General features: G+C 62.5%; 23 protein-coding genes. 10 read left to right on the forward strand and 13 right to left on the reverse strand.

The genetic code is table 11. The annotated features are described in order from the left end of the window. Positions 1-20: 20 nt before the first annotated feature. From FJ960_RS26895 to FJ960_RS26935, 7 genes are all read right to left on the reverse strand, one after another. Complete coding sequence (locus tag FJ960_RS26895) at positions 21-2,150, reverse strand: ASKHA domain-containing protein (protein ID WP_140502636.1); 2,130 nt, start codon at positions 2,148-2,150, stop codon at positions 21-23. Beyond that, entirely contained in the window at positions 2,101-3,075 is a 975-nt protein-coding gene (locus FJ960_RS26900) for a methyltetrahydrofolate cobalamin methyltransferase (protein ID WP_027145888.1), read from the reverse strand. Before FJ960_RS26900 ends, FJ960_RS26895 begins: the two co-directional genes overlap by 50 nt. Positions 3,076-3,157: 82 nt before the next feature. Beyond that, positions 3,158-4,249 (reverse strand): methylenetetrahydrofolate reductase, encoded by a 1,092-nt coding sequence (locus tag FJ960_RS26905; protein ID WP_027145889.1) that lies wholly within the window; start codon positions 4,247-4,249, stop codon positions 3,158-3,160. After that, a complete protein-coding gene (locus tag FJ960_RS26910; protein WP_140502637.1) occupies positions 4,246-4,842 on the reverse strand; it encodes a methylenetetrahydrofolate reductase C-terminal domain-containing protein in 597 nt (198 codons plus the stop codon). The genes FJ960_RS26905 and FJ960_RS26910 overlap by 4 nt, the downstream gene beginning before the upstream one ends. Next, positions 4,835-5,137: a virulence factor gene (locus FJ960_RS26915; RefSeq protein WP_027145891.1), complete on the reverse strand. Its 303-nt coding sequence runs from the start codon at positions 5,135-5,137 to the stop codon at positions 4,835-4,837. Before FJ960_RS26915 ends, FJ960_RS26910 begins: the two co-directional genes overlap by 8 nt. Positions 5,138-5,544: 407 nt before the next feature. Beyond that, complete coding sequence (locus FJ960_RS26925; RefSeq protein ID WP_140718104.1) at positions 5,545-6,120, reverse strand: DUF4893 domain-containing protein; 576 nt, start codon at positions 6,118-6,120, stop codon at positions 5,545-5,547. A 568-nt stretch (positions 6,121-6,688) separates the two neighbouring features. Then, positions 6,689-7,318, reverse strand: a complete 630-nt coding sequence (locus tag FJ960_RS26935; RefSeq protein ID WP_140502782.1) for a DUF1638 domain-containing protein — start codon at positions 7,316-7,318, stop codon at positions 6,689-6,691. A 63-nt stretch (positions 7,319-7,381) separates the two neighbouring features. Here FJ960_RS26935 and FJ960_RS26940 point away from each other — a divergent pair, with 63 nt between their 5' ends. After that, positions 7,382-7,522: an entericidin A/B family lipoprotein gene (locus FJ960_RS26940; protein WP_140718106.1), complete on the forward strand. Its 141-nt coding sequence runs from the start codon at positions 7,382-7,384 to the stop codon at positions 7,520-7,522. Between the two features lie 87 nt (positions 7,523-7,609). Here FJ960_RS26940 and FJ960_RS26945 read toward each other — a convergent pair whose 3' ends face one another. Next, positions 7,610-8,308 (reverse strand): B12-binding domain-containing protein, encoded by a 699-nt coding sequence (locus FJ960_RS26945; protein WP_140502640.1) that lies wholly within the window; start codon positions 8,306-8,308, stop codon positions 7,610-7,612. A gap of 288 nt (positions 8,309-8,596) precedes the next feature. Between FJ960_RS26945 and FJ960_RS26950 the strand changes: the two genes are divergently transcribed. The 7 genes from FJ960_RS26950 (at position 8,597) to FJ960_RS29630 (ending at position 16,591) form a co-directional block, all read left to right on the forward strand. Next, complete coding sequence (locus tag FJ960_RS26950) at positions 8,597-10,171, forward strand: trimethylamine methyltransferase family protein (protein WP_140718107.1); 1,575 nt, start codon at positions 8,597-8,599, stop codon at positions 10,169-10,171. A gap of 97 nt (positions 10,172-10,268) precedes the next feature. Then, the gene (locus FJ960_RS26955; protein ID WP_181174334.1) at positions 10,269-10,949 is read left to right on the forward strand and encodes a 4Fe-4S dicluster domain-containing protein; all 681 of its coding nucleotides are present in this window, start codon (positions 10,269-10,271) and stop codon (positions 10,947-10,949) included. Positions 10,950-11,054: 105 nt separating this feature from the next. Beyond that, the gene (locus FJ960_RS26960) at positions 11,055-11,792 is read left to right on the forward strand and encodes a dienelactone hydrolase family protein (RefSeq protein ID WP_140718109.1); all 738 of its coding nucleotides are present in this window, start codon (positions 11,055-11,057) and stop codon (positions 11,790-11,792) included. Between the two features lie 104 nt (positions 11,793-11,896). Next, positions 11,897-13,075, forward strand: coding sequence for an NAD(P)/FAD-dependent oxidoreductase (locus FJ960_RS26965; RefSeq protein ID WP_140502643.1), 1,179 nt, complete (start codon positions 11,897-11,899; stop codon positions 13,073-13,075). Positions 13,076-13,196: 121 nt separating this feature from the next. Beyond that, positions 13,197-13,757, forward strand: coding sequence for an RNA polymerase sigma factor (locus FJ960_RS26970; protein WP_140502645.1), 561 nt, complete (start codon positions 13,197-13,199; stop codon positions 13,755-13,757). Positions 13,758-13,759: 2 nt separating this feature from the next. Next, positions 13,760-15,970 carry a VWA domain-containing protein gene (locus FJ960_RS26975; protein ID WP_140718111.1) on the forward strand — a complete coding sequence of 737 codons (2,211 nt, stop codon included), beginning with the start codon at positions 13,760-13,762 and terminating at the stop codon, positions 15,968-15,970. Positions 15,971-16,321: 351 nt separating this feature from the next. Then, positions 16,322-16,591 (forward strand): hypothetical protein, encoded by a 270-nt coding sequence (locus FJ960_RS29630; RefSeq protein ID WP_181174335.1) that lies wholly within the window; start codon positions 16,322-16,324, stop codon positions 16,589-16,591. Positions 16,592-16,607: 16 nt separating this feature from the next. Here the strand turns inward: FJ960_RS29630 and bmt are convergent, their stop codons facing one another. Next, positions 16,608-17,624: a betaine--homocysteine S-methyltransferase gene (bmt, locus tag FJ960_RS26985; RefSeq protein WP_181174337.1), complete on the reverse strand. Its 1,017-nt coding sequence runs from the start codon at positions 17,622-17,624 to the stop codon at positions 16,608-16,610. 132 nt (positions 17,625-17,756) lie between these two features. Further along, on the reverse strand, positions 17,757-18,614 hold the full coding sequence (locus tag FJ960_RS26990) for a helix-turn-helix transcriptional regulator (RefSeq protein WP_140502648.1): 858 nt from the start codon (positions 18,612-18,614) through the stop codon (positions 17,757-17,759). A 230-nt stretch (positions 18,615-18,844) separates the two neighbouring features. On the opposite strand from FJ960_RS26990, the gene FJ960_RS26995 reads away from it, so the two are divergent. Next, positions 18,845-19,855 (forward strand): fatty acid desaturase, encoded by a 1,011-nt coding sequence (locus FJ960_RS26995; RefSeq protein WP_181174336.1) that lies wholly within the window; start codon positions 18,845-18,847, stop codon positions 19,853-19,855. 94 nt (positions 19,856-19,949) lie between these two features. Next, on the forward strand, positions 19,950-20,777 hold the full coding sequence (locus FJ960_RS27000; RefSeq protein WP_140502651.1) for a PhnD/SsuA/transferrin family substrate-binding protein: 828 nt from the start codon (positions 19,950-19,952) through the stop codon (positions 20,775-20,777). On the opposite strand, the gene FJ960_RS27005 is transcribed toward FJ960_RS27000, so the two are convergent. From FJ960_RS27005 to FJ960_RS27015, 3 genes are read right to left on the reverse strand one after another with little or no spacing between them, the layout of a single operon-like run. Then, entirely contained in the window at positions 20,742-22,097 is a 1,356-nt protein-coding gene (locus FJ960_RS27005) for a Xaa-Pro peptidase family protein (protein ID WP_140718116.1), read from the reverse strand. The two genes, FJ960_RS27000 and FJ960_RS27005, sit on opposite strands and share 36 nt — an antisense overlap. 9 nt (positions 22,098-22,106) lie before the next feature. Continuing rightward, the gene (locus tag FJ960_RS27010; protein WP_140718118.1) at positions 22,107-24,677 is read right to left on the reverse strand and encodes an FAD-dependent oxidoreductase; all 2,571 of its coding nucleotides are present in this window, start codon (positions 24,675-24,677) and stop codon (positions 22,107-22,109) included. After that, entirely contained in the window at positions 24,674-25,207 is a 534-nt protein-coding gene (locus tag FJ960_RS27015; protein ID WP_348642374.1) for a DUF559 domain-containing protein, read from the reverse strand. Before FJ960_RS27015 ends, FJ960_RS27010 begins: the two co-directional genes overlap by 4 nt. Between the last annotated feature and the right edge of the window lie 43 nt (positions 25,208-25,250).

Raw genomic sequence — 25,250 nt, forward strand, 5'->3', positions numbered from 1 at the left:
CAACGGCCTGAAGCGGTTTGTCAGTCGCGGCTGCGCCGTGCGGCGTGGCCTTCGCGCGAGCGCCTTCGCGGTGCTGAATCTCCGGCGATGCCATCCTCGCTGACCGTCTTGCGTGGCGGCAGTTTCACCGCCGCCGACAGTTTCGGGAAGGGATCGACCTTGTTGGGCAACGCCATGGCATAGACGAAATGCTCCTGGAATTTCGGCTCCAGCGCGGTCTCGATCTTCTCGATCTGGCTCACCGTCTCCTCAATCTCGCGACGATAGCCGCGATTGAGCAGCGCCATACGGGCACCGGCGCCGGCGGCGTTGCCGACGGCCGAGACCTTGTCGAGATCGCAATCGGGGATAAGGCCGAGCACCATGGCGTATTTCGGATCGATGAAGGAGCCGAACGCACCGGCGAAATGGATGCGGTCGACGTGCTCGGTGTTCTGCTTTTCCATCAACAGCTTGGTGCCGGCATAGAGCGCCGCCTTGGCAAGCTGGATGGCGCGTACGTCGGTCTGGGTGATGGTGATCTTGGGTTCGCCTTCCTTCAGCACGTAGGAGAAGGTGCGGCCGTTGGCGACGACGCGCGGCGAGCGCGCGGCCAGCGAACCGTCGACGACACCATCCTCCGAGATGATGCCGGCGAGATACATTTCGGCGACGATCTCGATGATGCCGGAGCCGCAGATGCCGGTGACGCCGGTCGCCTGCACGCTGTCGAGGAAGCCCGGTTCGTCGGACCACAATTCCGAGCCGATGACGCGGTATTTCGGCTCCAGCGTGTCGGGATCGATGCGCACGCGCTCGATGGCGCCGGGCGCAGCCCGCTGGCCACCGGAGATTTCGGCACCTTCGAAGGCCGGACCGGTGGGCGAGGAGGCAGCCACGACACGCGCGCGATTGCCGAGTACGATCTCGGCATTGGTGCCGACATCGACGATCAACATCATCTCGTCCTGGCGATGCGGGCCTTCCGACAGCGTCACCGCCGCCGCATCGGCGCCGACATGGCCGGCAATACAAGGCAACATATAGAGGCGCGCGCCCTGGTTGAGCTTCAGCCCGATATCGGATGCCTTGATGCGCACGGCGCCCGAGACGGCAAGCGCGAAGGGGGCTCCGCCGAGTTCGGTCGGATCGATGCCGAGGAACAGGTGATGCATGATCGGATTGCCGACGAAGACGGAATCCAGGATGTCGTTGCGCTGGACATTGCCTTCCGCGCAGACCTTGTCGACGAGGCCGGAGATCGCCTCGCGCACGGCCACCGTCATGCCTTCGCGGCCATCCGGGTTCATCATCACATAGGAGACGCGGCTCATCAAATCCTCGCCAAAGCGGATCTGCGGATTCGACGTTCCGGACGAGGCGGCGACGCGCCCCGACAGCAGCGATACCAGATGCATGGCGATGGTGGTCGAGCCGATGTCGCAGGCCAGCCCATAAGCCTCGTTCTTGAGGCCCGGCCACAGCGCGATGACGCGCGCGATGTCACTGTCGGCATCCTTGTGGATGGCAGCGGTAGCGGTCCAGTTGCCCTTGCGCAATATGCCTTGCACCTGCGGCAGCAGATAAAAGTCGAATTCGAGGTTTTTAAAGCCCCAGTCCTTCATCAGCGCGATCTTGAGCCGGTCCAGGTCGCCTGATGGGTTGTGCATGTCGGGCTCTTCGATCTCGACATAGCACATGCGGATCGCCGTATCGCGGGCGATCACCCTGGTGTCGGCATCCTTGCGGATGGTCTGCGCGTTGATGACGGTGTCCTGCGGCACGTCGATGACGAGATCACCGAGGATCTGCGCCGAGCAGGAGAGGCGGCGCCTTTCGGGCAGGCCGCGCACGCGTTCGTAGCGCTCTTCCTTGGGACCTTTGGGCGAGATGTGGTCGTTTGAGGAGGTGATCTTGTGCTTGGCGAAATTGCCTTCCTGCACCTCGATCTGGCAGCGCCCGCAAGTGGCGCGTCCGCCGCACACGCTCTCGACATAGACGCCGAGCTGGCGCGCGGCGTCGAGCACCGGCGTGCCGACAGGGAACCGCCCGCGCTTGCCTGACGGCATGAACAGCACGAGCGGATCGGTAATGTTTGCAGGTGAATTCACGATTGCGCGCTTATCCCCGGCCCATCCGGGCTTCACGACCGCCGCGCCGGCGGCTGCCATTGCCGCCGCCTTCGCCCGGTGCATTGACCGCTGTCGGCGCCGCCACCGCGTGGCCGCCTTCGGCCGGCTTGTAATCCTTGTAGGTCTTGATCCATTTGGTGCAGTTCTCGTCGGTGCCGTTCAGCACGTTGGCGCCGCGCACGGCTTCCATTTCCTGCGGCCGCACCGGGTTCATGATCGCCGAAGTCATGCCGGCGCCGATCACCATCGGGATGAAGGCGGCGTTGATGCCGTGGCGGTGCGGCAGGCCAAACGAGATATTCGACAGGCCGCACGTGGTGTTGACCTTGAGCTCTTCGCGCAGGCGGCGCAGCAGCGCGAACACCTGGCGGCCGGCATCGCCAAGCGCCCCGATCGGCATGACCAGCGGGTCCACGACGACGTCGTGCGCCGGGATGCCGAAATCGGCGCAGCGCTGCACGATCTTCTTGGCGACGGCGAAGCGCACGTCCGGGTCCATCGAAATGCCGGTCTCGTCGTTGGAGATGGCGACGACGGGCACGTTGTATTTTTTGACCAGCGGCAGGATGGCTTCGAGTTTTTCCTCCTCGCCGGTGACGGAGTTGACCAGCGGCCGGCCCTTGGCGACCTTCAGCGCGGCCTCGATCGCGGCACTGACGGAACTATCGATCGACAGCGGCAGGTCGACCAGGCCCTGGACGATTTCCAGCGTCTGCACCAAAAGACCAGGTTCGGTTTCGTTCGGGTTGACCGAAGTGACGCCGGCATTGACGTCGAGCATGGTGGCGCCGCAGGCGGCCTGCTCCAGCGCGTCCTTGATGACGGTCTCGAAATTGCCAACCACCATCTCGGCGGCGAGCTTCTTGCGGCCGGTCGGGTTGATGCGTTCGCCGATCACGCAGAAGGGCTGGTCGAAGCCGATGATGATTTCTCGTGTCGCCGAGGCAACGATGGTCCGGGTCATGAAATCTCTCCGTCGTGATATAAAGAGTTCTTTATATCGTTATCTCTTGTCGATCAAGCGAATGGTGGTCGTTCCGCGCGGGTCAATGCGCGGTCTTCACCATATCCACCTGGGTTTCGGTAATCTCGTCGTGCAGGATATGGTCCAGCCGGTCGGCGACCATCTGGTCGTCGCGGCGGATCTCACGCTTCCATGGCTGGCGGCCCTTCAGCACACCCGATTCATCGACGATCTCGGCGACATATTCCTCCTGGCGATAGGCCATCACGTGGATGCCAGAGACGCCGGGAATTTCCTTCACCTCGTTGATGATGTCGGTGCAGAGCTGCTTGCCTTCCTTCTTCTGGTCCTGGGCGCCTTCCAGCCGCTTGATGATGGCGTCAGGGATATGGATGCCGGGCACGTTGGAGCGGATCCATTTTGCCGTCTTGGCTGAAGCGAGCGGGCCGACGCCGCACAGGATGAACACCTTTTCAGTGTGGCCGAGATCGCGGGCCTTCTGCATGAAGGTCTTGAACATCGGCACGTCGAAGCAATACTGCGTCTGCACGAACTGCGCACCGGCGGCGATCTTCTTGCCGAGATGGATCGGGCGAAAGTCGAAGGGCGGCGCGAACGGATTGACGGCAGCGCCCAGGAACAGCTGCGGGGGCGTCGTCAGCTTGCGGCCGGACAGAAACTTGCCGTTGTCACGCATGATGCGGCAGGTCTCCAGCAGAGACATGGAATCGAGATCGAACACCGGCTTGGCGCCCGGCTGGTCGCCGGCCTGCACGCCGTCGCCGGTCAGGCACAGCATGTTGGCGACGCCCATCGCAGCACCGCCCAGCACATCGCCCTGGATGGCGATACGGTTCTTGTCGCGGCAGGCGATCTGCATGATCGGGGCGTAGCCCATGCGGGTCAGCAGTGCGCAGATGCCGACCGACGACATATGGCAATTGGCGCCGGACGCGTCGACCGCGTTGATGGCATCGACCCATCCGTCGAATATCTTCGCCCTGTTATAGACATCCTCGGGATCGGCGCTGTCGGGTGGGTTGAGCTCGGTGGTCACCGCGAATTCGCCGCGCCTGAGCACGCGCTCCAGCCGGCCGCGCGAGGTGTGGCCGGGCAGGGGATCGAGCGGCAAATGGATGCCGGCCGGATTTTCATCGAGCTGGCGGCCGATCATGCGGAGGCTCCGGTCTTCGCGGCAGCGGCGGCTTCACGGGCTGCCGCGGCCTGCGCGGTCACCCGCAGCCAGGCTGAAGTTTCGCGCAAGGACTGGTCGACCGGCTTCTGCACGGTGAGGATCCTGTCGGAATTGACCATGTTCTGCGAACCTTCCCAGGCCTTGACCCAGACGCAGGGCATATCGGGCTCGACCTCGCAATTGCCGTTGGCGCGCACGCCTCCGCAGGGGCCGTTGCGCAACTGCTTGGGGCAATTCATCGGGCACGACATGCCGGTCGAGGACAGGATGCACTGGCCGCACATGCGGCAGTCGAACATGAAGCCCTTGACGCGCTTTTCAACGAATTTGATTGGAGCCTCGACGCGGCCGTAGCCGATACCCTTCCACAAGGGATGCAGCAGCAGGAACATGTCGGCAAAACGGGCATAAAACCATTCGAGCAATCGCGAGTGCCGAACAGACCATAGTCTCACCGCGAACGAGCGCTGCACGCGGCGCTGTGGCGACACGTCGGCTGGCTTGTAGTCGGATTTCGGCGCGGCCTTCTTGACCAGCGTGGCCTGGGTAACCGCCGGGTTCTCGTCAGACATTTTCTTTTCCGCCCGCCTTGACCAGAGCGACCAGCCGCTCGCGGTCGTATTTCGTGTCGAGCTCGTGGAATGCCTTTTCGACCTCGGCTTCGAGATCGTCACCGACCGGAACCGGTTCGGCCTTGCGCCATTCGGCGAGATAGTCGTCAGTGCCACCGGCGCCGGTGCGCATGGCACACATGTCGATCGCCTCGGTGAAGCGCAACGGCAATTCGCGCTTGGCGTTCTGCCGGCCTTTCCTGACGATGACCTGGGCAGGGATGTCGCGCCAGTAGACGACGATAAGATCGGCCATGAATTCTCGCTCCTCGATATTCCGAGCATTGCCGAAAGCGTCGCAAGGCTGCTTGTTATGGGACGACGCGCGCGCATTCAAAAGCGACGCATTTGGATGTCGTAAAATGAAAGGGGGGTTTATTCGTTTGCGACCTATGTCGCGACGGGGTCAATGCAGCAGGAATGGCGGCGAAGTTTGCGCTGTTCCCGACGCTGGATGCGTTATCAGATGCCGGTTCTCAGCCCTCCAGACGTAGAACCAGATCGTTGGGTGGTACCATTGTTTCGATAGCAGCCCTGGATCGAACGTCGCGACGCCGCCATTGATCTTGCCATGCTCCAAGGACCGGCTGATGTGGCCGGACTTTAGGGCAGGCGGGTTAATCCTTGGTATGCCGGAAGCCTACCACGGCATGAAGACCCCGGTCAGCGCTTGAACTCCATGATGTCGAGCTTCGATTCGTAGTAGGGCGCGGGGAATTCGATGCGCCATTCCTTGGCGCTGTTGCGGAAGGCGTAACCGACCTGGTCGGTTTGCGGGCCGCTGCCATAGGGCTTTGCCAGGTCGTCGTTGACGGAGCCGGAGCCAAGATAGATCGAGCGCTTGTCGCCGTCGTCGAAGAAGCGGCCCTGGGTGCGCTGCGAACCGCTGATCTTTTCCAGCCGCCAGCCGGAGCCATCATCGGTGACCCTGCATTTGAACCAGCCATAGATCACGAGCGGGCTCGGTCCGCCGATCTTGATCGTGCGGCACCGCCAATTGCCGGTGAGATCCTTGTCGGAGAAGGCGACCAGCGGCTTGCCCAGCAGCGTGTCGAGTTGCTTGAGCTCGGCGGGTTTGCCCGCCTTTGCCTCGGCGAGCGCCGCCTTGCGGGTGTCGCCATATTTGTCGAGCCGCGCCTTGTCGGCGGCGGTGATCAGTTTCTGCACCTGACCGTCGGCAAAGGCGGGCAAAGCGCAGCAGAGCAGGCCGACAACGGCAAGCAAGGGGCGGAGGTTCATCAAAGGATTCCCTGTTTTTGTCTGGGGCTAACTTACCGGGTCGCTGGCGCCTGTCATCCGTGCTTAACAGCGTCACGGTCGAAATTCATGGTGTGACGAATGCGAATCTTGCTCACGGGGTCGTCGGGTTGGCTGGGTGGTGGTGCTGCGCGCACGGCACGTTTCTTCCCCCGAGGCCGACGACATGGCGCATGCGATCGAGGAGTCGGACGCCAACACCAAGGCGAACGAACTGCTGTTTCGGCGGCTGACGGTGGACGACGCGGCGCAGGCGCATGTCGCGGCATTGGAGAAGGCACCGGAACTCGGCTTCGACATCTTCATCGTCTGTGCGCCAACGCCGTTCCAACCCGACGATTGCGCCGACTTGATCGCCGACGCTCCATCGGTCGTGGCGCGTTATTTTCCCGAATTTCCGGCACTTTATGCGCGCAAAGGCTGGACGATGTTTCCCTCGATCGACCGGGTCTATGACGCGTCACGGACGAGGGACAGGCTGGGCTTTGCCTGCAGGACAAGTTTGCCGACGTGCTGGCGGCGCTGGCGGCCGAAGACGGGACCTGAGCCGTCAGGCGTTCGCGGCCGCCCGCGCCAGGCCTGGCGTCAGGTCGCCAAAACCGGTGGAGCGGCGCTCATAGGCAAGGCCAAGGAGGGCAGCGGCCTTTTCCGCGACCTTGTCGAGCTCGGGGTCATCGGTCTGCGCGAGATAGATCAGCTTCTGGTAGTTGCCGAAATAGTCCTTGATCAGCTCCGGGTGCTTGTCCAGGCCGAGCGGCTTCATGAAGAAGGCATCGAATTGACGGCACAGGAAATCCGTCATGTAGAACGACATCATGTCGTCGTCGCCGACCTTGTCGTAGGCCTCCATGCCTTGATAGAAGGCGAAGCAATGCGGGCCGGCCATGCGCTCGACACCATGCTTCTCCAACACGCGGTCAAGCAGGCCGCCAGTGCCGCAATCGGCATAGCCGACGAAGATGTGCTCGTAACCTTCCGCCTTGGCCCTCTCGATCGCCTTATCCATGGCTGGCGCGATGCGGTCGGGATAGAAATGAAATTCCGCCGGCAAACACGTCAATTCGAGGTGATCCAGCCCGAGCCGTTCCTTGACGGCCAACACCTCGCGCGCAATCATCCCGCAGGCGATGACGAGCAGCCTGTCGCTTTGATTCGGTTTCGTTTTCTGTGTTTTGGCCATGGGATCAGTCAAGCCGAGCTTCGTTGCTGTAAGCTAATTTATCTATTGAGGGAGACACCGTCCATGAAACTGCTACGCATCGGACCGATTGCCATTCTTGCCAGCGTCCTGGCCCTTACGGCTTGCGCGAACACCGTCCGCGGCGTCGGCAAGGACGTCAAATCGACGGCCAGGGCGGTCAAGGACACCGTCACGAAGCCCTGATCCGCGAGCGGCCTTCCCATCATCTGGGAACAAAAAAGCCGCGCTGCAAGGCGCGGCTTGTTCTATTGTCCATGCCGGATTGTCCAATCAGGCCGAAGCACGCACGTTGTGCTTGCGCTTCATAAAGTCCTTCGCGGTCTCGACCGCCACCGCGGCGTCGCGGCAATAGGCGTCGGCGCCGACGGCCTTGCCGAATTCCTCGTTGAGCGGCGCGCCGCCAACCAGCACGACATAGTCGTCTCGAATGCCCTTTTCCTTCATCGTGTCGATGACGACCTTCATGTAGGGCATGGTGGTGGTGAGCAGCGCCGACATGCCGATGATGTCGGGCTGGTGCTGCTCGATCGCATCGAGATATTTCTCAACCGCGTTGTTGATGCCGAGGTCGATGACGTCGAAGCCAGCACCCTCCATCATCATACCGACGAGGTTCTTGCCGATGTCGTGGATGTCGCCCTTGACGGTGCCGATCACCATCTTGCCCTGTTTCGGCGCGCCGGTGGCGGCGAGCAGAGGGCGCAGGATGAACATGCCGGCCTTCATCGCATTGGCCGACAACAGCACCTCGGGAACGAACAGGATGCCGTCGCGAAAATCCTCGCCGACGATACGCATGCCCTCGACCAGCGCCTCGGTCAGCACCTTGTAGGGCACCCAGCCGCGATCGAGCAGGATGCGCGTGCCTTCCTCGATTTCTTCCTTCAGACCGTCATAGAGATCGTCGTGCATCTGCTGCACCAACTCGTCGTCGGAAAGTTCGGAAAGGATGATCTCGTCGTCGGACATTTTAATCCAGCTCCTCACGGCATCGCGACTGTGTCGCAAGGCACAAAATAATGGCGTTCATACCTAACCCGCAACGGGCGGGTATCCATAGCTGATTTGCGACTTCCCGCAAAAGGAAAGCGACTGGAAAATCTATCGGATTTCTTGTCGATTTTGCGACAGGCGTTGGCGCGGACGGGCCGTTTCGAATAGGGTGCTTGGCTACGATCCGGCGAAAGCCGCGCCATGCGGCCGCAACGGTTACGGACCGGCCATAGTCAGGCAGGCCATATTCAGGGAAGAGCGATCATGAGCGAACACGCGGCAGTCGACCAGGAAGCGTCAAACGCGCGGCGTGGGCGCGGCGCCAGCGGCGGAGCGGCGGCAAGGCGCGCGGCGCGTTCCGGCGGCGGCCCGGGCACACAGCTCACTTACATCAAGCGCAAGATCAACGTCTACGAGGTGCTGAACGAGGAAGGCCTGGCGCTGATCGAGAAGAATACCGACACGGTGCTGGAAGAGATCGGCATTATTTTCCGCGATGACGCGGAAGCGTTGCAGTTGTGGAAAGAGGCCGGCGCCGACGTCAAGGGCGAGCGCGTGCATTTTCCCAAGGGGCTCTGCCGTTCGCTCTTGAAGACCGCGCCATCCGTCTACACCCAGCATGCCCGCAATTCAGAACGCTCGGTGCAGATCGGCGGCAATGCGACCGTGTTCGCGCCGGTCTATGGTCCGCCCTTCGTACGCGATCTCGACGGCGTCAGGCGCTATGCGACGATCGAGGATTTCCAGAATTTCGTGAAGCTCGCCTATATGGCGCCATCGATCCACCATTCGGGCGGCACGGTGTGCGAGCCGGTCGACGTGCCGGTCAACAAGCGCCACCTCGACATGGTCTACGCGCACATCAAATATTCCGACAAGCCGTTCATGGGTTCGGTGACCGCGCCGGAGCGCGCCGAGGACACGGTGGCGATGGCCAAGCTCGTCTTCGGCGACGACTTCGTCGAGAACAACACGGTGCTGACCAGCCTGATCAACGCCAATTCGCCGATGGTGTTCGACGAGACCATGCTTGGCGCCCTGAAGGTCTATTCGCGTCATAACCAGGCCTGCATCGTCACGCCGTTCATCCTGGCCGGCGCGATGAGCCCGGTGACGGTCGCCGGCACGCTGACGCAGGTCCTGGCCGAAGTGCTGGCCGGCGCGTCGTTCACGCAGCTGATCCGGCCGGGCGCCCCGGTGCTGTTCGGCACCTTCGCCTCGTCGATCTCCATGCAGTCGGGCGCGCCGACCTTCGGCACGCCGGAACCATCGCTGGTCTCCTATGGCGCGGCGCAACTCGCACGCCGCCTCGGCTTGCCGTTCCGCACCGGCGGCTCGCTCTGCGCCTCGAAAGTCCCGGACGCGCAGGCAGCTTATGAGAGCGCCAACACGCTGAACTCGACCATTCTCGCCGGCACCAATTTCGTGCTGCATTCGGCTGGCTGGCTCGAAGGCGGCCTGGCGTCCTGCTACGAAAAATTCATGATGGATATCGACCAGCTCGGCATGACCCAAAAATTCTCCGAAGGCGTCGATCTTTCGGAAAACGGCCAGGCGATGGACGCCATCCGCCAGGTCGGCCCGGGCAGCCACTATCTCGGTTGCGACCACACCCAGGCCAATTTCCAGACCGCCTTCTACCGCTCGTCGATCGCCGACAACAACTCCTATGAGCAGTGGCTGGCCGAGGGTCAGAAGACCGCGCCGCAGCGTGCCAACGATCTGGCGCGGCGCTGGCTGGAGACTTACGAGGCGCCGCACCTTGATGAAGGCATCGACGAAGCCCTGAAGGACTTCATCGCCAAGAAAAAGGGGTCGATGCCCGACGCCTTCACCTGAAAGGAGCCCGAGTCAGGCGGGGCTAAAGTCGCCAACATCATCCACAAGGAAGTCTGGCGGAGCGCCTTCTCCGATCCGGACAAGAAGGGATGATTGCGTGCGCGGCATGATCGGGGAGATCACGGCCGCGCTTGGCGCCAACGGCCTCATCCTGCGTGGCGGCTTTCTTTTTCCCCATCACGACGGTGCCCCTCATGGCGTCTCGGGCGCGCCGGCAAAGTCCGTCCTGCTGGTGGGGCAAGCGGGTGCCGCGCCTTGGCCGCATTTCCTGCGCTGGCGGGAAGAGCAGCCGCAGGCGATCGCCAATCCGCTCGACACCTGGTCGCGGCAGGTGATTGGCGCTGTAGCAGAAAAGTTTGGCGCGCGCGCCGTTTCGCCGTCGGACAAGCCTTACCTGCCGTTCCAGCAATGGGCTGTTCGGGCGGAGGGGCTGAGGCCGTCGCCGCTCGGCATCCTCATGCATCCGCAATATGGGCTGTGGCATGCCTATCGCGGCGCGTTGCTGTTCGAGGAGGAGATAGCGCTTCCGCAGTCTTGCGAAGCGATCCATCTCTGCGACGCATGTGTCGAGAAACCGTGCCTGAAATCCTGCCCGGTCGATGCCTATTCCACGGAAGGGTTCGCCTACCAGCCCTGCCTGGCGCATGTTCGGGGAGCGAATGGCGGGCCGTGCCGCACTGGCGGTTGCCTTGACCGCAATGCCTGCCCCTATGGCACAAGCTACCGCTATCCGGCAGAGGTTCAGGCCTTCCATATGGCTGCATTCGCTGATCTTTAGCGCGTCACGCGATCCCACGAAATGTTGACTGGCGGACCCAGGCAACCGCCTTGCCGCGGCCGCTTGCGCGGATATGTATCGCCCATCTGATCAACGGAGCAGGCAATGGCGAAGCAGGACCTTCAGATCAAGACCCGTGACGGCGTGGCGAAGGCTGGCCTGTTCCGCTCGACCAACGTCTCTCCAGCCAAAGCTGGCATCATCCTCTATCAGGACGCTTTCGGTCCACGCCCGGCGCTTGACCAAATGGCGGAACGGCTGGCGGGCGAGGGCTATGCGGTGCTGGTGCCGGACCTCTTCTATCGCAATGCGCCTTACGGTCCGTTCGACGCCAAGACCGCCTTCACCGTGGAAAAGACCAAGACAGCGCTGATGGCGCTGGTCACCGGCACGACGCAGGAGATGACCATCAGCGACAGCGGCGGCTTTCTCGAGGCAATGTCCGCCGAAGGCGTCACCGGGCCGATCGGCACCGTCGGTTATTGCATGGGCGGAGCGCGGGCGCTCAACGCCGCTGCGACGTATCCAGACACGATCAAGGCCGCCGCCAGTTTCCATGGCGGCAATCTCGCCAGCGATGCCGCCGACAGTCCGCACCGCAAGGCGGCCTCCATCAAGGCGCGTGTCTATGTCGGCATGGCCGGTGTCGACCGGAGCTTTCCGCCGGAGCAGTCGACGCGGCTGGAAGAGGCGCTTCGGAACGCTGAAATCGACCACGCGATCGAGAATTATGTCGGCATGGCGCATGGCTGGTGCGTGCCCGACCATGGCGTCTTCAATGCAGCCGGTGCCGAGCGGCATTGGAAGCGATTGACTGACTTGTTCGCAGAAACGTTGGTCTGAGCCTTCGCCACCCTGTTGGCCGCGCGGCACATTGGAGGTATCAGGCGGAATGAGCGCCTCGCCCGGCTAATGCGGCGCGGGGTCATGCGGGAACGATCAGCCTGATGCAATCCTATGATGTCGTGATCATCGGCGCCGGCGCCGCCGGAATGATGTGCGCCGTGGAGGCCGCCAAGCGCGGCCGTTCGGTGCTGATCCTCGATCATGCGGCGGCACCTGGCGAAAAGATCCGCATCTCCGGCGGCGGCCGGTGCAATTTCACCAACATCCATGCGAGCCCGAAGAATTTTATCTCGAGGAATCCGCATTTCTGCATCTCGGCGCTCAGCCGCTATACGCAACGCGACTTCATCGCGCTCGTCGAACGCCACGGCATCGCCTATCACGAGAAGACACTGGGGCAGCTGTTTTGTGACGGCTCCGCGCGCCAGATCATCGACATGATGGTCTCGGAAATGCGGGGCAGGGATGCCGAGCTGGTGTTGTCGACCCGCGTTGAGACGGTCGCCAAAACCGTGCAAGGGTTCGAACTCGCCCTTTCCACCGGCGCGGTCTCTTGCCAGTCCCTGGTCGTGGCCTGTGGCGGCAAGTCGATCCCCAAGATGGGCGCGACGGGATTCGGCTACGAGGTTGCCGAACGGTTTGGCCTTGCCATCGTCGAAACACGGCCTGCCCTGGTGCCTCTGACCTTCGATGCAAAAACGCTTGAACGGCTTTCGCCCCTGGCCGGGAACGCCGTCGACGCCGAGATTGCCTGCGGCAAGACGCGGTTTTCCGAAGCGATGCTCTTCACGCATCGCGGCGTCAGTGGGCCATCCATCCTGCAAATCTCCTCCTATTGGCGCGAGGGTGATGAAATCCGCGTCGCCATGCTGCCGGGCACGGATGTGGCTGAGCTCGTCCGCGCCGCCAGGCGTGGCAATGGCCGGCAAGCGGTGCAGACCGTGCTGGCAAATCATTTGCCGAAACGGCTGGCACAGGCGATAGCCGAGCGAACTGGGCTCGACGGCAACCTCGCCGATCTTTCCGAGGCCCAGATCAAAACCGTCGAGGCCGCGGTCAACGACTGGCGCATCAAGCCGGCCGGTTCGGAGGGCTACCGTACGGCCGAAGTGACGCTTGGCGGGGTAGACACCAATGGCCTCGACCAGAAGACGATGCAGGCGAAATCGATACCCGGACTGTTCTTCATCGGTGAAGTCGTCGACGTCACGGGTTGGCTCGGCGGCTATAATTTCCAATGGGCGTGGTCGTCGGGCTGGGCGGCGGGCCAGGCGTGTTGATATCCTGGTGGAGCCGGCCTGCCCTGAATCTCAACCCGCTCCAGGTGCAAAAGTCCCAATTCGAAAAAATCTTTCCATCACCCCAAGGATTAGCCATTAGCCTTCGTCCAACGGGCAAATGATGGCGATGATGCTGGATGTGAGCGAAGCCTCCGACGCCGAGCTGATCGGGCGGGCGAAGGGCGGAGACAGGGGGGCCTTCGGCAAGTTGCTGGAGCGTCACTACGACTTCGTCTATCGCGCCGCCTATCGCTGGTGCGGCAGGAAGGCCGATGCCGAAGACATCGCCCAGGAAGTCTGTGTCCGGCTCGGCAAGGCGATCCGCGATTATCGCGGCGGCGGCGCGTTCACGACATGGCTCTATACCATGACGATGAACGCCGCGCGCGACATGATGCGCAAGACCGCGCGCGAGACCGTCAAGACCGAGGCCTATGGCGTCCATGCGCTGATTTCGGGCGAGGCCCCGGCCGAGAGCGAAGACCCCGCCGAGGCGCTGTGGGCGGCGGTGCGGCAATTGCCCGACAAGCAGCGCGATGCCGTGATGCTTGTCTATGGCGAAGGTTTGAGCCACGCGGCCGCCGCCGAGGCGATGGCGATCTCCGAGACGACGGTTTCCTGGCACATCCATGAAGCGAAGAAACGGCTGAAGACGTTGATGCGTTCAGCCGGGGAAGTGTGACCATGGTCGACGACAACGAACTCAGAAAGCTGCGCGACGCGGCAATACCGGTGCCCGGCGAGAGCGCGAAGGCGCGCGCCTTCGAGGCCGCCCTGCGCGCTTATGACCAGCAGAATATTTCCGCCGTCACCCAAGGATCAGTCGGCGGCCTTCGTCTCACAGAGCGAGCACAAAAGCTCTGGAGCGAGATCATGCAAAAGAAACTCATTGCCACGCCGGCCATCGCCGGGCTCGTCGCCCTGCCGATCGCCGGATACGCCACCTTCCATATGCTGAGGGAACAGCCTTCGCCGTTCGGCGGCGACGAGAAGATCACCGAGACGCTGGCCGACAAGCCAGCGACGCTGAAGCCATTGCCCAAGCAGGCACCGGGAGATCAGGCCGTCAATGAGCCGGCCGTGACCACTGTGCCGGCCAAGGACAAGAAGGCCGACGCGGATCTGGAAAGTCGCGATGCCAGCGATGCCCTCGCGCCGGCCGCACCGCCGAAATCCGAATCGACTGCCGCCGGTGGCGCAGCACAACCGAACGCGCCGGTGAGCCCCACTGTATCGTCGAGGCTTGACCTGAAGACTTACAGCGGCAAGGAGATGGAGTCTGGGACTTTGCGAGCCTCCAGGCCGGCGCCTGCACCCACCGGTGAAGTTTCACGGGAGAGTGCCGGTCTCATGCCAACCGCGCCCGATGCCGCGCGGACCAGTCGCGTCCAGGGAGCCGAGTCCAAGCTTGTGGCCCCGCAGCAGCCGGCGGCCATCCCGGCCGACCAGATGCAGCCGCAAGAGGAAAACCGCGACCGTATCGAGGATTTCAAGACCAACCCGGTGCATGCCGCACTCGAGGATCCGGTCTCGACCTTCTCGATCGACGTCGACACGGCCTCCTACTCCTTCGTGCGCGGCTCGCTGAAGCAGGGCTACCTGCCGCAGGCCGATACGGTCCGCGTCGAGGAGATGATCAATTACTTCCCCTATGACTGGAAGGGGCCGGACTCGGCCTCGACACCGTTCAACTCGACCGTCAGCGTCATGCCGACGCCGTGGAACGCGCACACCAAGCTAATGCATGTCGCCATCAAGGGTTTCGACATCAAGCCGACCGAGCAGCCGAAGGCCAATCTGGTCTTCCTGATCGACGTGTCGGGCTCGATGGACGAACCGGACAAGCTGCCGCTGCTCAAGTCGGCGTTCCGGCTGCTGGTCAGCAAGCTCAAGGCCGACGACACGATCTCGATCGTCACCTATGCGGGTGACGCCGGCACCGTGTTGATGCCGACAAAGGTTGCCGAGAAGGACAAGATCCTCAATGCCATCGACAATCTGCAGCCCGGCGGCTCGACGGCAGGTGAGGCCGGCATCAAGGAAGCCTACAAGCTTGCCCAGCAGTCCTTCGTCAAGGACGGCGTCAACCGGGTGATGCTTGCCACCGACGGCGACTTCAATGTCGGCCAGACCGATGACGATGATCTCAAGCGGCTGATCGAGAGCGAGCGCAAGACCGGTGTATTCCTGTCGGTTTTCGGTTTCGGCCGCGGCAATCTGAACGATGAAATGATGCAGACCATTGCCCAGAACGGCAACGGCACCGCCGCCTATATCGACACGCTGGCCGAGGCCGAGAAGGTGCTGGTCGAGGACACGTCCTCGACGCTGTTCACCATCGCCAAGGATGTGAAGATCCAGGTCGAGTTCAACCCGGACAAGGTCTCCGAATATCGACTGATCGGCTACGAGACCCGGGCGCTCAACCGTGAGGATTTCAACAATGACCGCGTCGATGCCGGCGATATCGGCTCGGGGCATTCGGTCACCGCGATCTATGAGATCACGCCCAAAGGCGGTGGCGGCGAGCAGATCGATCCGCTGCGCTATGGCCAGGCCACGGTGAACAATGGCGGCGTTGCCAATGCGGGCGAATATGCCTTCGTCAAGATCCGCTACAAGCTGCCGAACGAGGATGTCTCGAAGCTGATCACCACGCCGGTAACCTCGGCCAACGAGGTGTCGTCCTTCGACCAGGCGAGCACCGACCAGCGTTTCTCCGTCGCGGTCGCGGCCTTCGGCCAGAAGCTGCGCGACGAGGATGCGACCGCGAAGTTCGGCTACGACAAGATCATGGAGATTGCCACTGCCGCCCGAGGAGCCGACCCGTTTGGGTACAGGTCCGAGTTCCTTTCGCTTGTGCGCCTTGCCTCGGCGCTGGGCGGCAACCGGTAGTGGCGATGAAGGCCGGTTTCTTTCAGATGATGGGATCGTTCTGATAACCGGCCCACGGGCGGGTGAGGCAGGCCGGCGAGGGATACTTTCCCTTGCCGGCCTTTTTTCGGATCTGTTGATATTCAGGTGATGCCGGCCTGCAAACAGTGGCTTCCTGCGCTTCCGGTGCTCACGTACCTAAGTACGCTCCGCTCCGGTTCTCGAAAGTCACTGTTTTCGGCTCGGCCTGACCTGAATCTCAACAGATCCTAGGGCAGCGCGCCGGATCATTAAATTGCGCTGCATTTCCGGTACCGGATCGCAATTTCCTCTCGTTACGCCGGTTATGTCTAAGGCTTGAGGGAGCCGGAATTGCAAATCAGAACCATCGCCAACTCGACTCCGCCGGCACGGGATGCTTCGGCGATTTCATCAGCCCCGTCTGCCGAATCCAGACGCATCAGCGATGATGTCGCGCAGGCGCGTCATACCGCCATGTCGGCACTGACCAACGACCGCTTCCGCGCCATGCTGGAGCAGATCACCGATCCCGGTGCATCGGGTGCGCTTGCGACAATGCGCGGCGACAGTATCGTCGATTTCAAGTCGGCGCAGTCGAGCTACGCCGACAACACCGAATAGCCGTTAAGAAATCGCGTCAAGCGCGGCCGCGGCGCCGCTCGCGGCGGGCTTCGCTGGTCTCGGCGGTGTTTGCCGTCGCCACCTTATTGCGCATCGGGCCGATGCGCTCGACGATTTTTTCGACCGTCGGACGATCCGCCCTGGTGTGGGCGTCGAGTGCCTTGCGCATCGCGGCAAGATGCTGAAACGAGGTGCCGCAGCAGCCGCCGATGATCTTGGCGCCGCCATCCACGGCGAGCCGGACATAGTCGGCCATCAATTCCGGCGTGCCGGAATAGTGGATCTCGGTGCCACGGAATTCAGGGATGCCGCAATTGCCCTTGACAATGACGGTCGCCTCCGGCTTCGCCTCGGTCATGTGGAGCAGCGAGGCCAGAATGTCGGAGGCGCCAACGCCGCAATTGGCGCCAACGCCGAGCGGGGCTTGCGACAGGCCATCGGCGACGCCGTGGATATCCTTCGGCAGCAGGCCCATCATGGTGCGGCCGGCGGTGTCGAAGGAGCCGGTATAGGTGTAGGGCATGCCGACGCGGATGGCGGCTTCGGCAGCGGCGCGGATTTCGTCGGGCGCCGACATGGTCTCGATCCAGGCGACCTCGGCGCCACCTTCCTTGAGGCCCTCGATCTGCTCGGCAAAGGCGTCAACCGCCTCGTCATAGGTCATGGCGCCAAGCGGCACCAGCAATTCGCCGGTTGGGCCGACCGAACCGGCGACGATCACCTTGCGGCCAGCCTTGTCGGCAACGGCCCGCGCAATCTCGGCCGCGCGCTTGTTCAGCGCATGGACGCGATCCTGCGCATGGTGCAGCTTCAGCCGGTGGCGGGTGCCGCCGAAGGAGTTGGTCAGGATGATGTCGGCGCCGGCGTCGACAAAATTCTGGTGCAGGCGGGTGATGGTGTCGGGCGCGGTTTCGTTCAGCAGTTCCGGCGCCTCACCGGCCTCCAGACCCATGGCGAATAAATTGGTGCCCGTGGCGCCATCGGCCAGCAGCACACCCTTTTCAGCCAGCAGGGCATCGATCGGATTGGGCATCATCGGATTGGCTTTCATGTCCTGGAATTCGAATAAGGATATAAAGAAGTCTTTATGTCTAGTCAATCAAATTGCGACGTCGGAATGGCAGGCATAGAGGCGGATCTGACGATCCCCCGGTATCCAGCGCGCTCAGACAGTGCCTGCTGCGAACGACATGCCGGCCAGATTGCGTGCGAAAGCGGCCGCTTCGTGCGGGTTGATGTCGGCGGCGCGGATCAGATTGTCGAAGTGTCGGGTCAGGGCCTGGACCGGCTGGGTGGCGTTCAGCACCACATACATGTCGCCGACATAGATGGCGGCGCGGTAGGGGCCGAAGATGGTGAGCGGGATGGAATAGCGCATGCGGCCGTCGTAGAGGAACAGGCGGAAGGTCGGATAGAGGTCGTCGAGCAGCGTCGCCATATGGGCGAGTTGCTGCTGGCGGTCTGCCGCCGGGAAACGGTCCCACACACCGAGGCCGCGGGCGAAAATCTCCAGCGTGTGGCGCGGCATGCAGACTTCCATGTCGGTTTCCGGACGCCGGTTGTATTCGATGCGGTATTGCGTCTCGCTGGCCTGCGCCAGGCGGCTCCTATTGGTGATGTTGGCCTCGTAGTCGACGAGCGCGCGAGTGCGCAGGAGATCGGGAATGCCGGCCGGCACATAACGGATCTTGGTGCCGGCCGCTTCAGCGAACCATTTTGCCAGCAGCGTGCGGTCGAAGCCGTCGGGCGCTTCCTCGATCTCGAGGCTTTCGCGGATTTCGCCGGTCACGCCTTCGTCCTGGCTGAGGCCAAGCAGCCAATCCAGCGACACCTTGAATTCGGCGGCGATGTTGAGCAGCGTTTCAGCGCGCGGCAGGCGCGTCGAGGCGCCCGACATCAGTTGCGACAGCGCCGACCGATCGATGCCGACTGCTGACGCGAAAGCCGACTGGTTGAGGTCGGACCTTGTCAGGAGGAGCTTCAGACGCTCCCGGAAGATCGTCGACAGATCGCGTTTGTCCATACCTTTGCTTCCGTCTTCTGGAGGAAAAATTTGCGCTCGAGCCCGGTGAATAGGCGCTTGAGGCGTAAACGAATCCCTAAGTTTGTTCACAATGTGCAACATATGCGGTCAAAAATGCGCAATCGCAACATTTTGTGCACTTTGTCGCGTTGAGTGGAATCACTTCTCCTGACACAATGCTGTCAGGAACCAGTTGGGGTTCCGGCGACTGAGGGACAGTGGTCGATAGCATGACTGGCAAGAGCATTCGGCGAAGCAGCAGACCGGCCATCGAATGGCCGACCGTGGTTCTCGCTTTCTTCTGCTACGGTGTCTGGTTCGTTGCCGGTCTCTTCCTCTGGCCATCCTATCCCATCCTGGCCCTTGTCGTTATGGCCCTTACGCTGGCTCTGCAGTCCTCGATCATGCATGAAGTGCTGCATGGTCACCCGACCCGCAACGCCCTCATCAACGAAGCTTTCGTCTTCCTGCCGATCGGCCTTGCCTGGCCGTTCCGTCGCTTCAAGACCATTCACCTGCGCCACCATGCGGACGAGCGGCTGACCGATCCGCTGGACGATCCCGAGAGCTACTATAAGGCTCTGTGGCATCACGAAGAATTGCCGCCGCTGATGAAATTCGTGCTGAAGGTCAACAACACGATGGCCGGTCGCCTCGTGCTGGGGCCATGGCTGTCCTGCATCGGCTTCTTCATCGACGACGCCAAGCAGGCGATCGCCGGCGACAAGGCGATCCGCAAGGCCTGGCTGCTGCATGCGATCGGCCTCGTCGTGGTGCTGCCGGTCGTGCAGTTCGGGTTCGGCATGCCGGTTTGGCTCTATGTGCTGGTGCCGGTCTGGCTCGGCCAGTCGCTGATCTCGATCCGCACCTATGCCGAGCATCAGTGGTCGGAGCATCCGGAAGGCCGCACGGTGATTGTCGAGCGCTCGCCGCTGTCGCTCCTGTTCCTCAACAACAATCTGCATTTTGTCCATCACAAGAGCCCGACCATCGCCTGGTACCGGCTGCCGAAACTGTTCCGTGACCGGCGCGAGGATTGGCTGCGGATGAACAATGGCTATGCCTACCCGAACTATTTCGCGCTGCTCAGATCCTATGCCTTCAAGGCCAAGGAGCCGATCGTGCATCCGGTTCTGCGGCGCGCGCCCGAGCCGGGCAGGGCGTTCAAGCCGCGCGTCAGGGCGCGCAGCATCAGTGGGCTTGGCAGCGCGCCGGTTCCCGCCGAACCGCCCAAGGAATAGTATCCGCGCGTAGAGTGGATACCGTGTCGGCCAATTCTGATTGGGCGCCGCGTTTTTGCGATCCTTTATCCCGGCATGGTGGTTTGATATCGGCATGAGCGAATTGATTGCGGCGTTGCCGATGTATGACTGGCCGGAGGCGCGTAACGAGGTCGACGCCCAATGGGCGGTGTTGCGCGATGCCTTCCGGCGGAAGGGTATCGATGCGCCGCAAAGCATTGTGCGCCGCAATGGCGACCTGCCGGTCGTGCCGGGTGGTATCCATGAGGCTCAGGGGGGCCTGATTGCTCCGGATCCGGCGACGCTGCCGCCGGATGAACTCGATTCCCATAAGCTCTGGCTGCATCCGGCACTGTTGTTCGCGCAGGCCTGCTGGGGGCCGATGGAACTCGGCCTGTCCCGGCATGTGCAGGTGGTTGGCCAGCCAAGTTATGACGCCTATGAGGGCGGACAGGGCGAACTCTATTCGAGCGCGCTGGTTATGCGGGCAGGCGAGGGACCGGAGGTTCGGTCGCCCGCCGACGGCAAGGCCTTGCTGCCGCTCGATCTCATCCGAGACAGGCGCTTTACCTTCAACAGCCTCGATTCCATGTCGGGCATCATCGCGCTGACGCGCGACCTTGAAGCGGCCGGCGAAAACCTGGACATATTTTCATCGAGCGGCGAAAGCGGCGGCCATCGCGACTCGATCGTGGCGGTCGCCGAAGGCAGAGCGGATATCGCGGCGATCGACTGCGAAAGCTGGGCGCTGGCGCAGCGTTTCGAGCCGGCGGCGCGCAAGGTCGTGATCGTCGGCTGGACGGCACGACGCAAAGGCCTGCCTTACATCACCGCCAGGACGACGCCGGAAAAGACCCTGCACTCGATGCGCGAAGCGCTTGCTGGACTAGCCGAGCAGCCTCGCATCCAACGGGTAGGTTGAAAGCTTCTCGTTGCCGGTCTCGGTGATCAGGATCTGCTCCTCGATCTTGACGCCTTCGCGGCCGCCCAGCCGGCCGATATAGCTTTCCACGCACAGCACCATGCCTGGTTCAAGCACGCCATCGGGCGTGTCTGGCGTCCAGTCACTGGCATGCGGCAAGGTTGGATATTCGTCGGCCAATCCAACGCCGTGGTAGAGCACGCCGTAGCGGGTCGGGAAGCAGTCTCCCGGCGGGATGGCTGAGCGTTCGACAAGGTCGCGGAACGAGACGCCGGGCTGCATCAACGCGATGTTGTGTTCGATCTGATCGGCTGCGATGCGGAACAGGTCGCGTTGTTCGTTGGTCGGCTTTGTATCGCCGCACAGCCAGGTGCGCGAGAGATCGGCGCAGAAGCCGTAGGGGCCGATCAGGTCGGTGTCGAAGGCGACCAGGTCGCCCGTCTCGATGTTCCGCGACGAACATTCCTGGAACCACGGATTGGTGCGCGGTCCCGACGTCAGCAGCCGCGTTTCGATCCATTCGCCGCCGCGCGCGATGTTGCCGCGATGGAGTTCGGCCCACAATTCGTTTTCGGAGATACCGGGCTTGAGCGCATGTTCCATCTCGCCCATGGCCGCTTCGCAAGCGACGATTGCGCGGCGCATGGCGAGGATTTCGTCCGGCGATTTTAACAAGCGGGCGTTCTCCATCACCGCTTCGCCATTGCCGATTGAAACACCAAGGCGCGCCAGTTCCTCGACGCCTTCCGGGTTGATGTGGTCGACGGCGATGCGGCTGTTGCCGCCGCCGTGCTCCCTGATCAGATCGGCGATACCGGTGGCCCAACGGCGGACTTTTTGCTCGGTCAGTTCGCCGCTGTAGAGATACATCCACGACACCGCCGGCCGCACTTCGTCGACGATGCCGGAATGGTCTGACAGGTGTTCGCAGGAAAAGTAGTCGAACAGCACCACCGGCCCGTCGGTGGCGACGAAGCAATGCCGCGTCGGGTTGTGCGCGACCCAGAGCTGCATATTGGTAGAATCGGCCGCGTAGCGGATGTTGACGGGGTCATAGAGCAAGGCGCCGGCGTAACCGCGGCGCTTCAGCTCGGCACGGATGCGCTCGAGCCGGTATTTTCGCATCGCCGGCAGGTCGGGCGCGGCAATACCTGCCGCCGCCCATTCTGCTTCAGCTTGTGCACCATAGCCCAGCACATGCTGGTTGAGCGCCGCCGCCTTCTCCCGGGAGGCTTCGCGCAACGCTTCGATCGAGCCTGATACAAACGGCATGATCTTGCGGTGGCGGCCGAAGCTTCCCTTTGGCGCCCCGCTATCCATGACGAAACCTCAGGTTCGCATCTTCTCGCCGCTGGGGTCGAAAGGCGCTTCGACATTGATGCGGGCCGGGCGGCGGGACCCAAGAATCTCGATCTCGAACAATCCGGCACTTTCATCCTCGGCGAGGGCTGCCGGCACATAGCCTTGCGCCATCGACTTCTGGACGTAATGCGCATAGCCGCCCGACGTCACCCAGCCGACCACGCGCCAGTCGCCATCGACGATGCCGCGCACGGCGGACGCGCCTTCGGCGGCCTTTGAACCGCGTATTTCCTGGCCTGATGTGTCGAAGCGCGGCGCACCGTAGCCATGTGGCTTTTCCACCGTGCCATAATCCTTGCTGACCTTGGCCCAGATCGGCTCGTCGCCCATTACGTCGGCGTCCGCTGCATCGACGATGAAGGAGACGCGGCGCAGTTTTGGCCCTTCCGCCTGTTCCTTGGCGGCCGCTTCACGGCCGATGAAGCCGTTCTTCTCGAGCTTGATGAAGCGGTCCATCGAGCCTTCGAACGGCCCGTAGATCGGCCGCAACTCGCGGAACCAGGTTGGGAAGTTCTTTTCCAGACGCATCGACAGCAAGGCGCGCATGCCAAAATCGACGACGCCGAATTCTTCGCCGGCATCCTTGATTGCTTTATAGACGAGGCGCTCATAGGCCGGCGCCATCCAGATCTCATAGCCGAGGTCGCCGGTGTAGGTGATGCGGTTGACCAGGCAGGGCGCGCCGCCGACCGCCATGTCGCGGAAATCCATGAAGCGGAAGGCCTTGGTCGAAATGTCGACATCGACCAGTTTCTGCAAGAGGTCGCGGGATTTCGGACCGGCGATCGACAGGCCGACCAGTGTCTGGTCGAAACGGTGGATGCGCACCGATCCGTCTTTGGGCAGGTGCTTTTCGAACCAGCGCATGTGGTACTTCTGCGCCGCCGACGAACCCCAGATCATGAAGCGGTCCGCGCCGGCCTTGGCGATGGTGAAGTCGCCGATCAGCTTGCCGAACTCGTTGATCATCGGCGTCAGCACGATGCGACCGGTCTTCGGCATGCGGTTGGTCATCAGCCGGTTGAGGAACTCTTCCGCACCCGGTCCCGACACTTCGTATTTGGCGAAGTTGGCGATCTCGGTGACGCCGACGCGCTCGCGCGTGGCGCGCACTTCCTCGCCGATTGGCCCAAAATCGTTGGAGCGGTGGAAGGAGACGACGTCTTTCGGCTCCTTGCCCTTGGGCGCGAACCAGAGCGGGGTTTCGAGGCCCCACGAGTCACCCATGACGGCGTTGTTGGCGAGCATGGTGTCGTAGAGCGGCGTCGTCTGCGCCGGGCGAGCGGCCGGCAGTTCTTCGTTGGGGAAGCGGATCGAGAAGCGGCGCGAATAGTTTTCGCGCACCTTGGCGTTGGTATAGCGCAGGCCGGCCCATTCGCCGAAGCGGGCGACATCCATGCCCCAGACGTCGAAGCCCGGGTCGCCGTGGACCATCCAGTTGGACAGAGCGAGACCAACGCCGCCGCCCTGGCTGAAACCGGCCATCACGGCGCAGGCACACCAGAAATTAGTCAGTCCCTGAACCGGACCGACCAGCGGGTTGCCGTCGAGCGCGAAGGTGAAGGGGCCGTTGATGATCTGCTTGATGCCGGCCTTCTCGATGCCGGGGAAATGCTTGAAGCCGATTTCCAGCGACGGTGCGATGCGGTCGAGGTCGGGCGGCAGCAGTTCATGGCCGAAATCCCACGGCGTGTTGACCGGCGACCACGGCTTGCAGGCCTTTTCATAGGTACCGAGCAGGATGCCGTTGCGCTCCTGGCGGGTGTAGATCTCGCCCTTGAAGTCGAGCACGCCGATCATTTCGCGGCCGGTCGACTTGTTGAATTCCTCAACCTCCGGCATCGGTTCGGTAAGCAGATACATGTGCTCCATGGCCAGCACCGGCAGCTCGACGCCGACCATGCGGCCGATCTCGCGCGCCCACAGGCCGCCGCAGTTGACGACATGCTCGGCGTGAACCGTGCCCTGTTCGGTGACGACATTCCAGGTGCCGTCCGGCTGCTGCGTCAGGTCGACCACGCGGTTGCGCAGCACGATTTCGGCGCCGAGTTTTTTCGCCGCCTTGGAATAGGCGATGGTGGTGCCGGAGGGGTCGAGGTGGCCTTCAACCGGATCCCACATGGCGCCGACGAAATTGGTCTCGTCCATCAGCGGGAACATCGCCTTGGCTTCGGACGGCGTGATCAGTTCGGTGTCCATGCCGAGATAGCGGCCCTTGGCGTGGGCCAGCCGCAGGAAGTCCATGCGCTCGGGCGTATCGGCCAACATCACGCCGCCTGTCAGGTGCAGCGAGCAGGATTGGCCCGAGATCTCCTCGATCTCCTTGTAGAGTTGCACCGTATAGGCCTGCAGCTTGGCGACGTTCGGATCGCCGTTCAGTGTATGGAAGCCGCCCGCCGCGTGCCAGGATGAGCCCGAGGTGAGCTCCGAGCGCTCGATCAGCATGATGTCGGTCCAGCCGGCCTTGGCAAGATGATAGAGCACCGAGCAGCCGACGACGCCGCCGCCGATGACGACCGCTTTTACATGGGATTTCATGAAGATAGATCCGTTTTTGAAGAGATTGAATCGAATGAATGGGGCGTGAAAACAAAGTTCAGGTCGGATTCAGCAATGTTTTCGGAGAGCCTGCCATCAAGCGCGGCTAGGATGGTCTTACAGACGGAAGTACGATGTTTCAGGACATCGTGGCTCCAGACACGCAGGATCGAATAGCCCTGCGCGCGCAGAAAATCGTCGCGGCGGCGCCCATAGGGACTGTCGGCGTGCTGGGATCCATCGACCTCGATGACGAGCCGATTTTCGCCGCATGCGAAGTTTGGGTAGAAGGGGCCGATGGAGAGCTGACGGGTAAAGCGATGACCGCCAAGCTTGCGCGCTTTCAGTTCAAGCCAAAGCAATGCCTCTGCTTGGTTGCCCGCTTGGCGGAGCTTTCGCGCTCGCTGCGTTGTGCCAGCTTTGCGGCGGCTGCGCGTTCGGGGAGCGCCTTCCCCCACTCCGTCGCTGCTTCGCAGCGCCACCTCTCCCCCCTCAGGGGCCTGTTGCGCAATTCTGGCATTGTGATTCACTTCGATTATTGCTTGGAGGGATTTGCGATGGCGGTGAAGCGGA

The organism is Mesorhizobium sp. B2-3-11 (assembly GCF_006442215.1).
In the GTDB taxonomy this organism is placed as follows: domain Bacteria; phylum Pseudomonadota; class Alphaproteobacteria; order Rhizobiales; family Rhizobiaceae; genus Mesorhizobium; species Mesorhizobium salmacidum.

Excerpts from the sequence above, each read along its gene's own strand:
- FJ960_RS26895 (WP_140502636.1), bottom strand. The coding sequence starts at position 2,150 with ATGGCAGCCGCCGGCGCGGCGGTCGTGAAGCCCGGATGGGCCGGGGAT.
- FJ960_RS26900 (WP_027145888.1), bottom strand. The coding sequence starts at position 3,075 with ATGACCCGGACCATCGTTGCCTCGGCGACACGAGAAATCATCATCGGC.
- FJ960_RS26905 (WP_027145889.1), bottom strand. The coding sequence starts at position 4,249 with ATGATCGGCCGCCAGCTCGATGAAAATCCGGCCGGCATCCATTTGCCG.
- FJ960_RS26910 (WP_140502637.1), bottom strand. The coding sequence starts at position 4,842 with ATGTCTGACGAGAACCCGGCGGTTACCCAGGCCACGCTGGTCAAGAAG.
- FJ960_RS26915 (WP_027145891.1), bottom strand. The coding sequence starts at position 5,137 with ATGGCCGATCTTATCGTCGTCTACTGGCGCGACATCCCTGCCCAGGTC.
- FJ960_RS26925 (WP_140718104.1), bottom strand. The coding sequence starts at position 6,120 with ATGAACCTCCGCCCCTTGCTTGCCGTTGTCGGCCTGCTCTGCTGCGCT.
- FJ960_RS26935 (WP_140502782.1), bottom strand. The coding sequence starts at position 7,318 with ATGGCCAAAACACAGAAAACGAAACCGAATCAAAGCGACAGGCTGCTC.
- FJ960_RS26940 (WP_140718106.1), top strand. The coding sequence starts at position 7,382 with ATGAAACTGCTACGCATCGGACCGATTGCCATTCTTGCCAGCGTCCTG.
- FJ960_RS26945 (WP_140502640.1), bottom strand. The coding sequence starts at position 8,308 with ATGTCCGACGACGAGATCATCCTTTCCGAACTTTCCGACGACGAGTTG.
- FJ960_RS26950 (WP_140718107.1), top strand. The coding sequence starts at position 8,597 with ATGAGCGAACACGCGGCAGTCGACCAGGAAGCGTCAAACGCGCGGCGT.
- FJ960_RS26960 (WP_140718109.1), top strand. The coding sequence starts at position 11,055 with ATGGCGAAGCAGGACCTTCAGATCAAGACCCGTGACGGCGTGGCGAAG.
- FJ960_RS26965 (WP_140502643.1), top strand. The coding sequence starts at position 11,897 with ATGCAATCCTATGATGTCGTGATCATCGGCGCCGGCGCCGCCGGAATG.
- FJ960_RS26970 (WP_140502645.1), top strand. The coding sequence starts at position 13,197 with ATGGCGATGATGCTGGATGTGAGCGAAGCCTCCGACGCCGAGCTGATC.
- FJ960_RS26975 (WP_140718111.1), top strand. The coding sequence starts at position 13,760 with ATGGTCGACGACAACGAACTCAGAAAGCTGCGCGACGCGGCAATACCG.
- bmt (WP_181174337.1), bottom strand. The coding sequence starts at position 17,624 with ATGCCCAATCCGATCGATGCCCTGCTGGCTGAAAAGGGTGTGCTGCTG.
- FJ960_RS26990 (WP_140502648.1), bottom strand. The coding sequence starts at position 18,614 with ATGGACAAACGCGATCTGTCGACGATCTTCCGGGAGCGTCTGAAGCTC.
- FJ960_RS26995 (WP_181174336.1), top strand. The coding sequence starts at position 18,845 with ATGACTGGCAAGAGCATTCGGCGAAGCAGCAGACCGGCCATCGAATGG.
- FJ960_RS27000 (WP_140502651.1), top strand. The coding sequence starts at position 19,950 with ATGAGCGAATTGATTGCGGCGTTGCCGATGTATGACTGGCCGGAGGCG.
- FJ960_RS27005 (WP_140718116.1), bottom strand. The coding sequence starts at position 22,097 with ATGGATAGCGGGGCGCCAAAGGGAAGCTTCGGCCGCCACCGCAAGATC.
- FJ960_RS27010 (WP_140718118.1), bottom strand. The coding sequence starts at position 24,677 with ATGAAATCCCATGTAAAAGCGGTCGTCATCGGCGGCGGCGTCGTCGGC.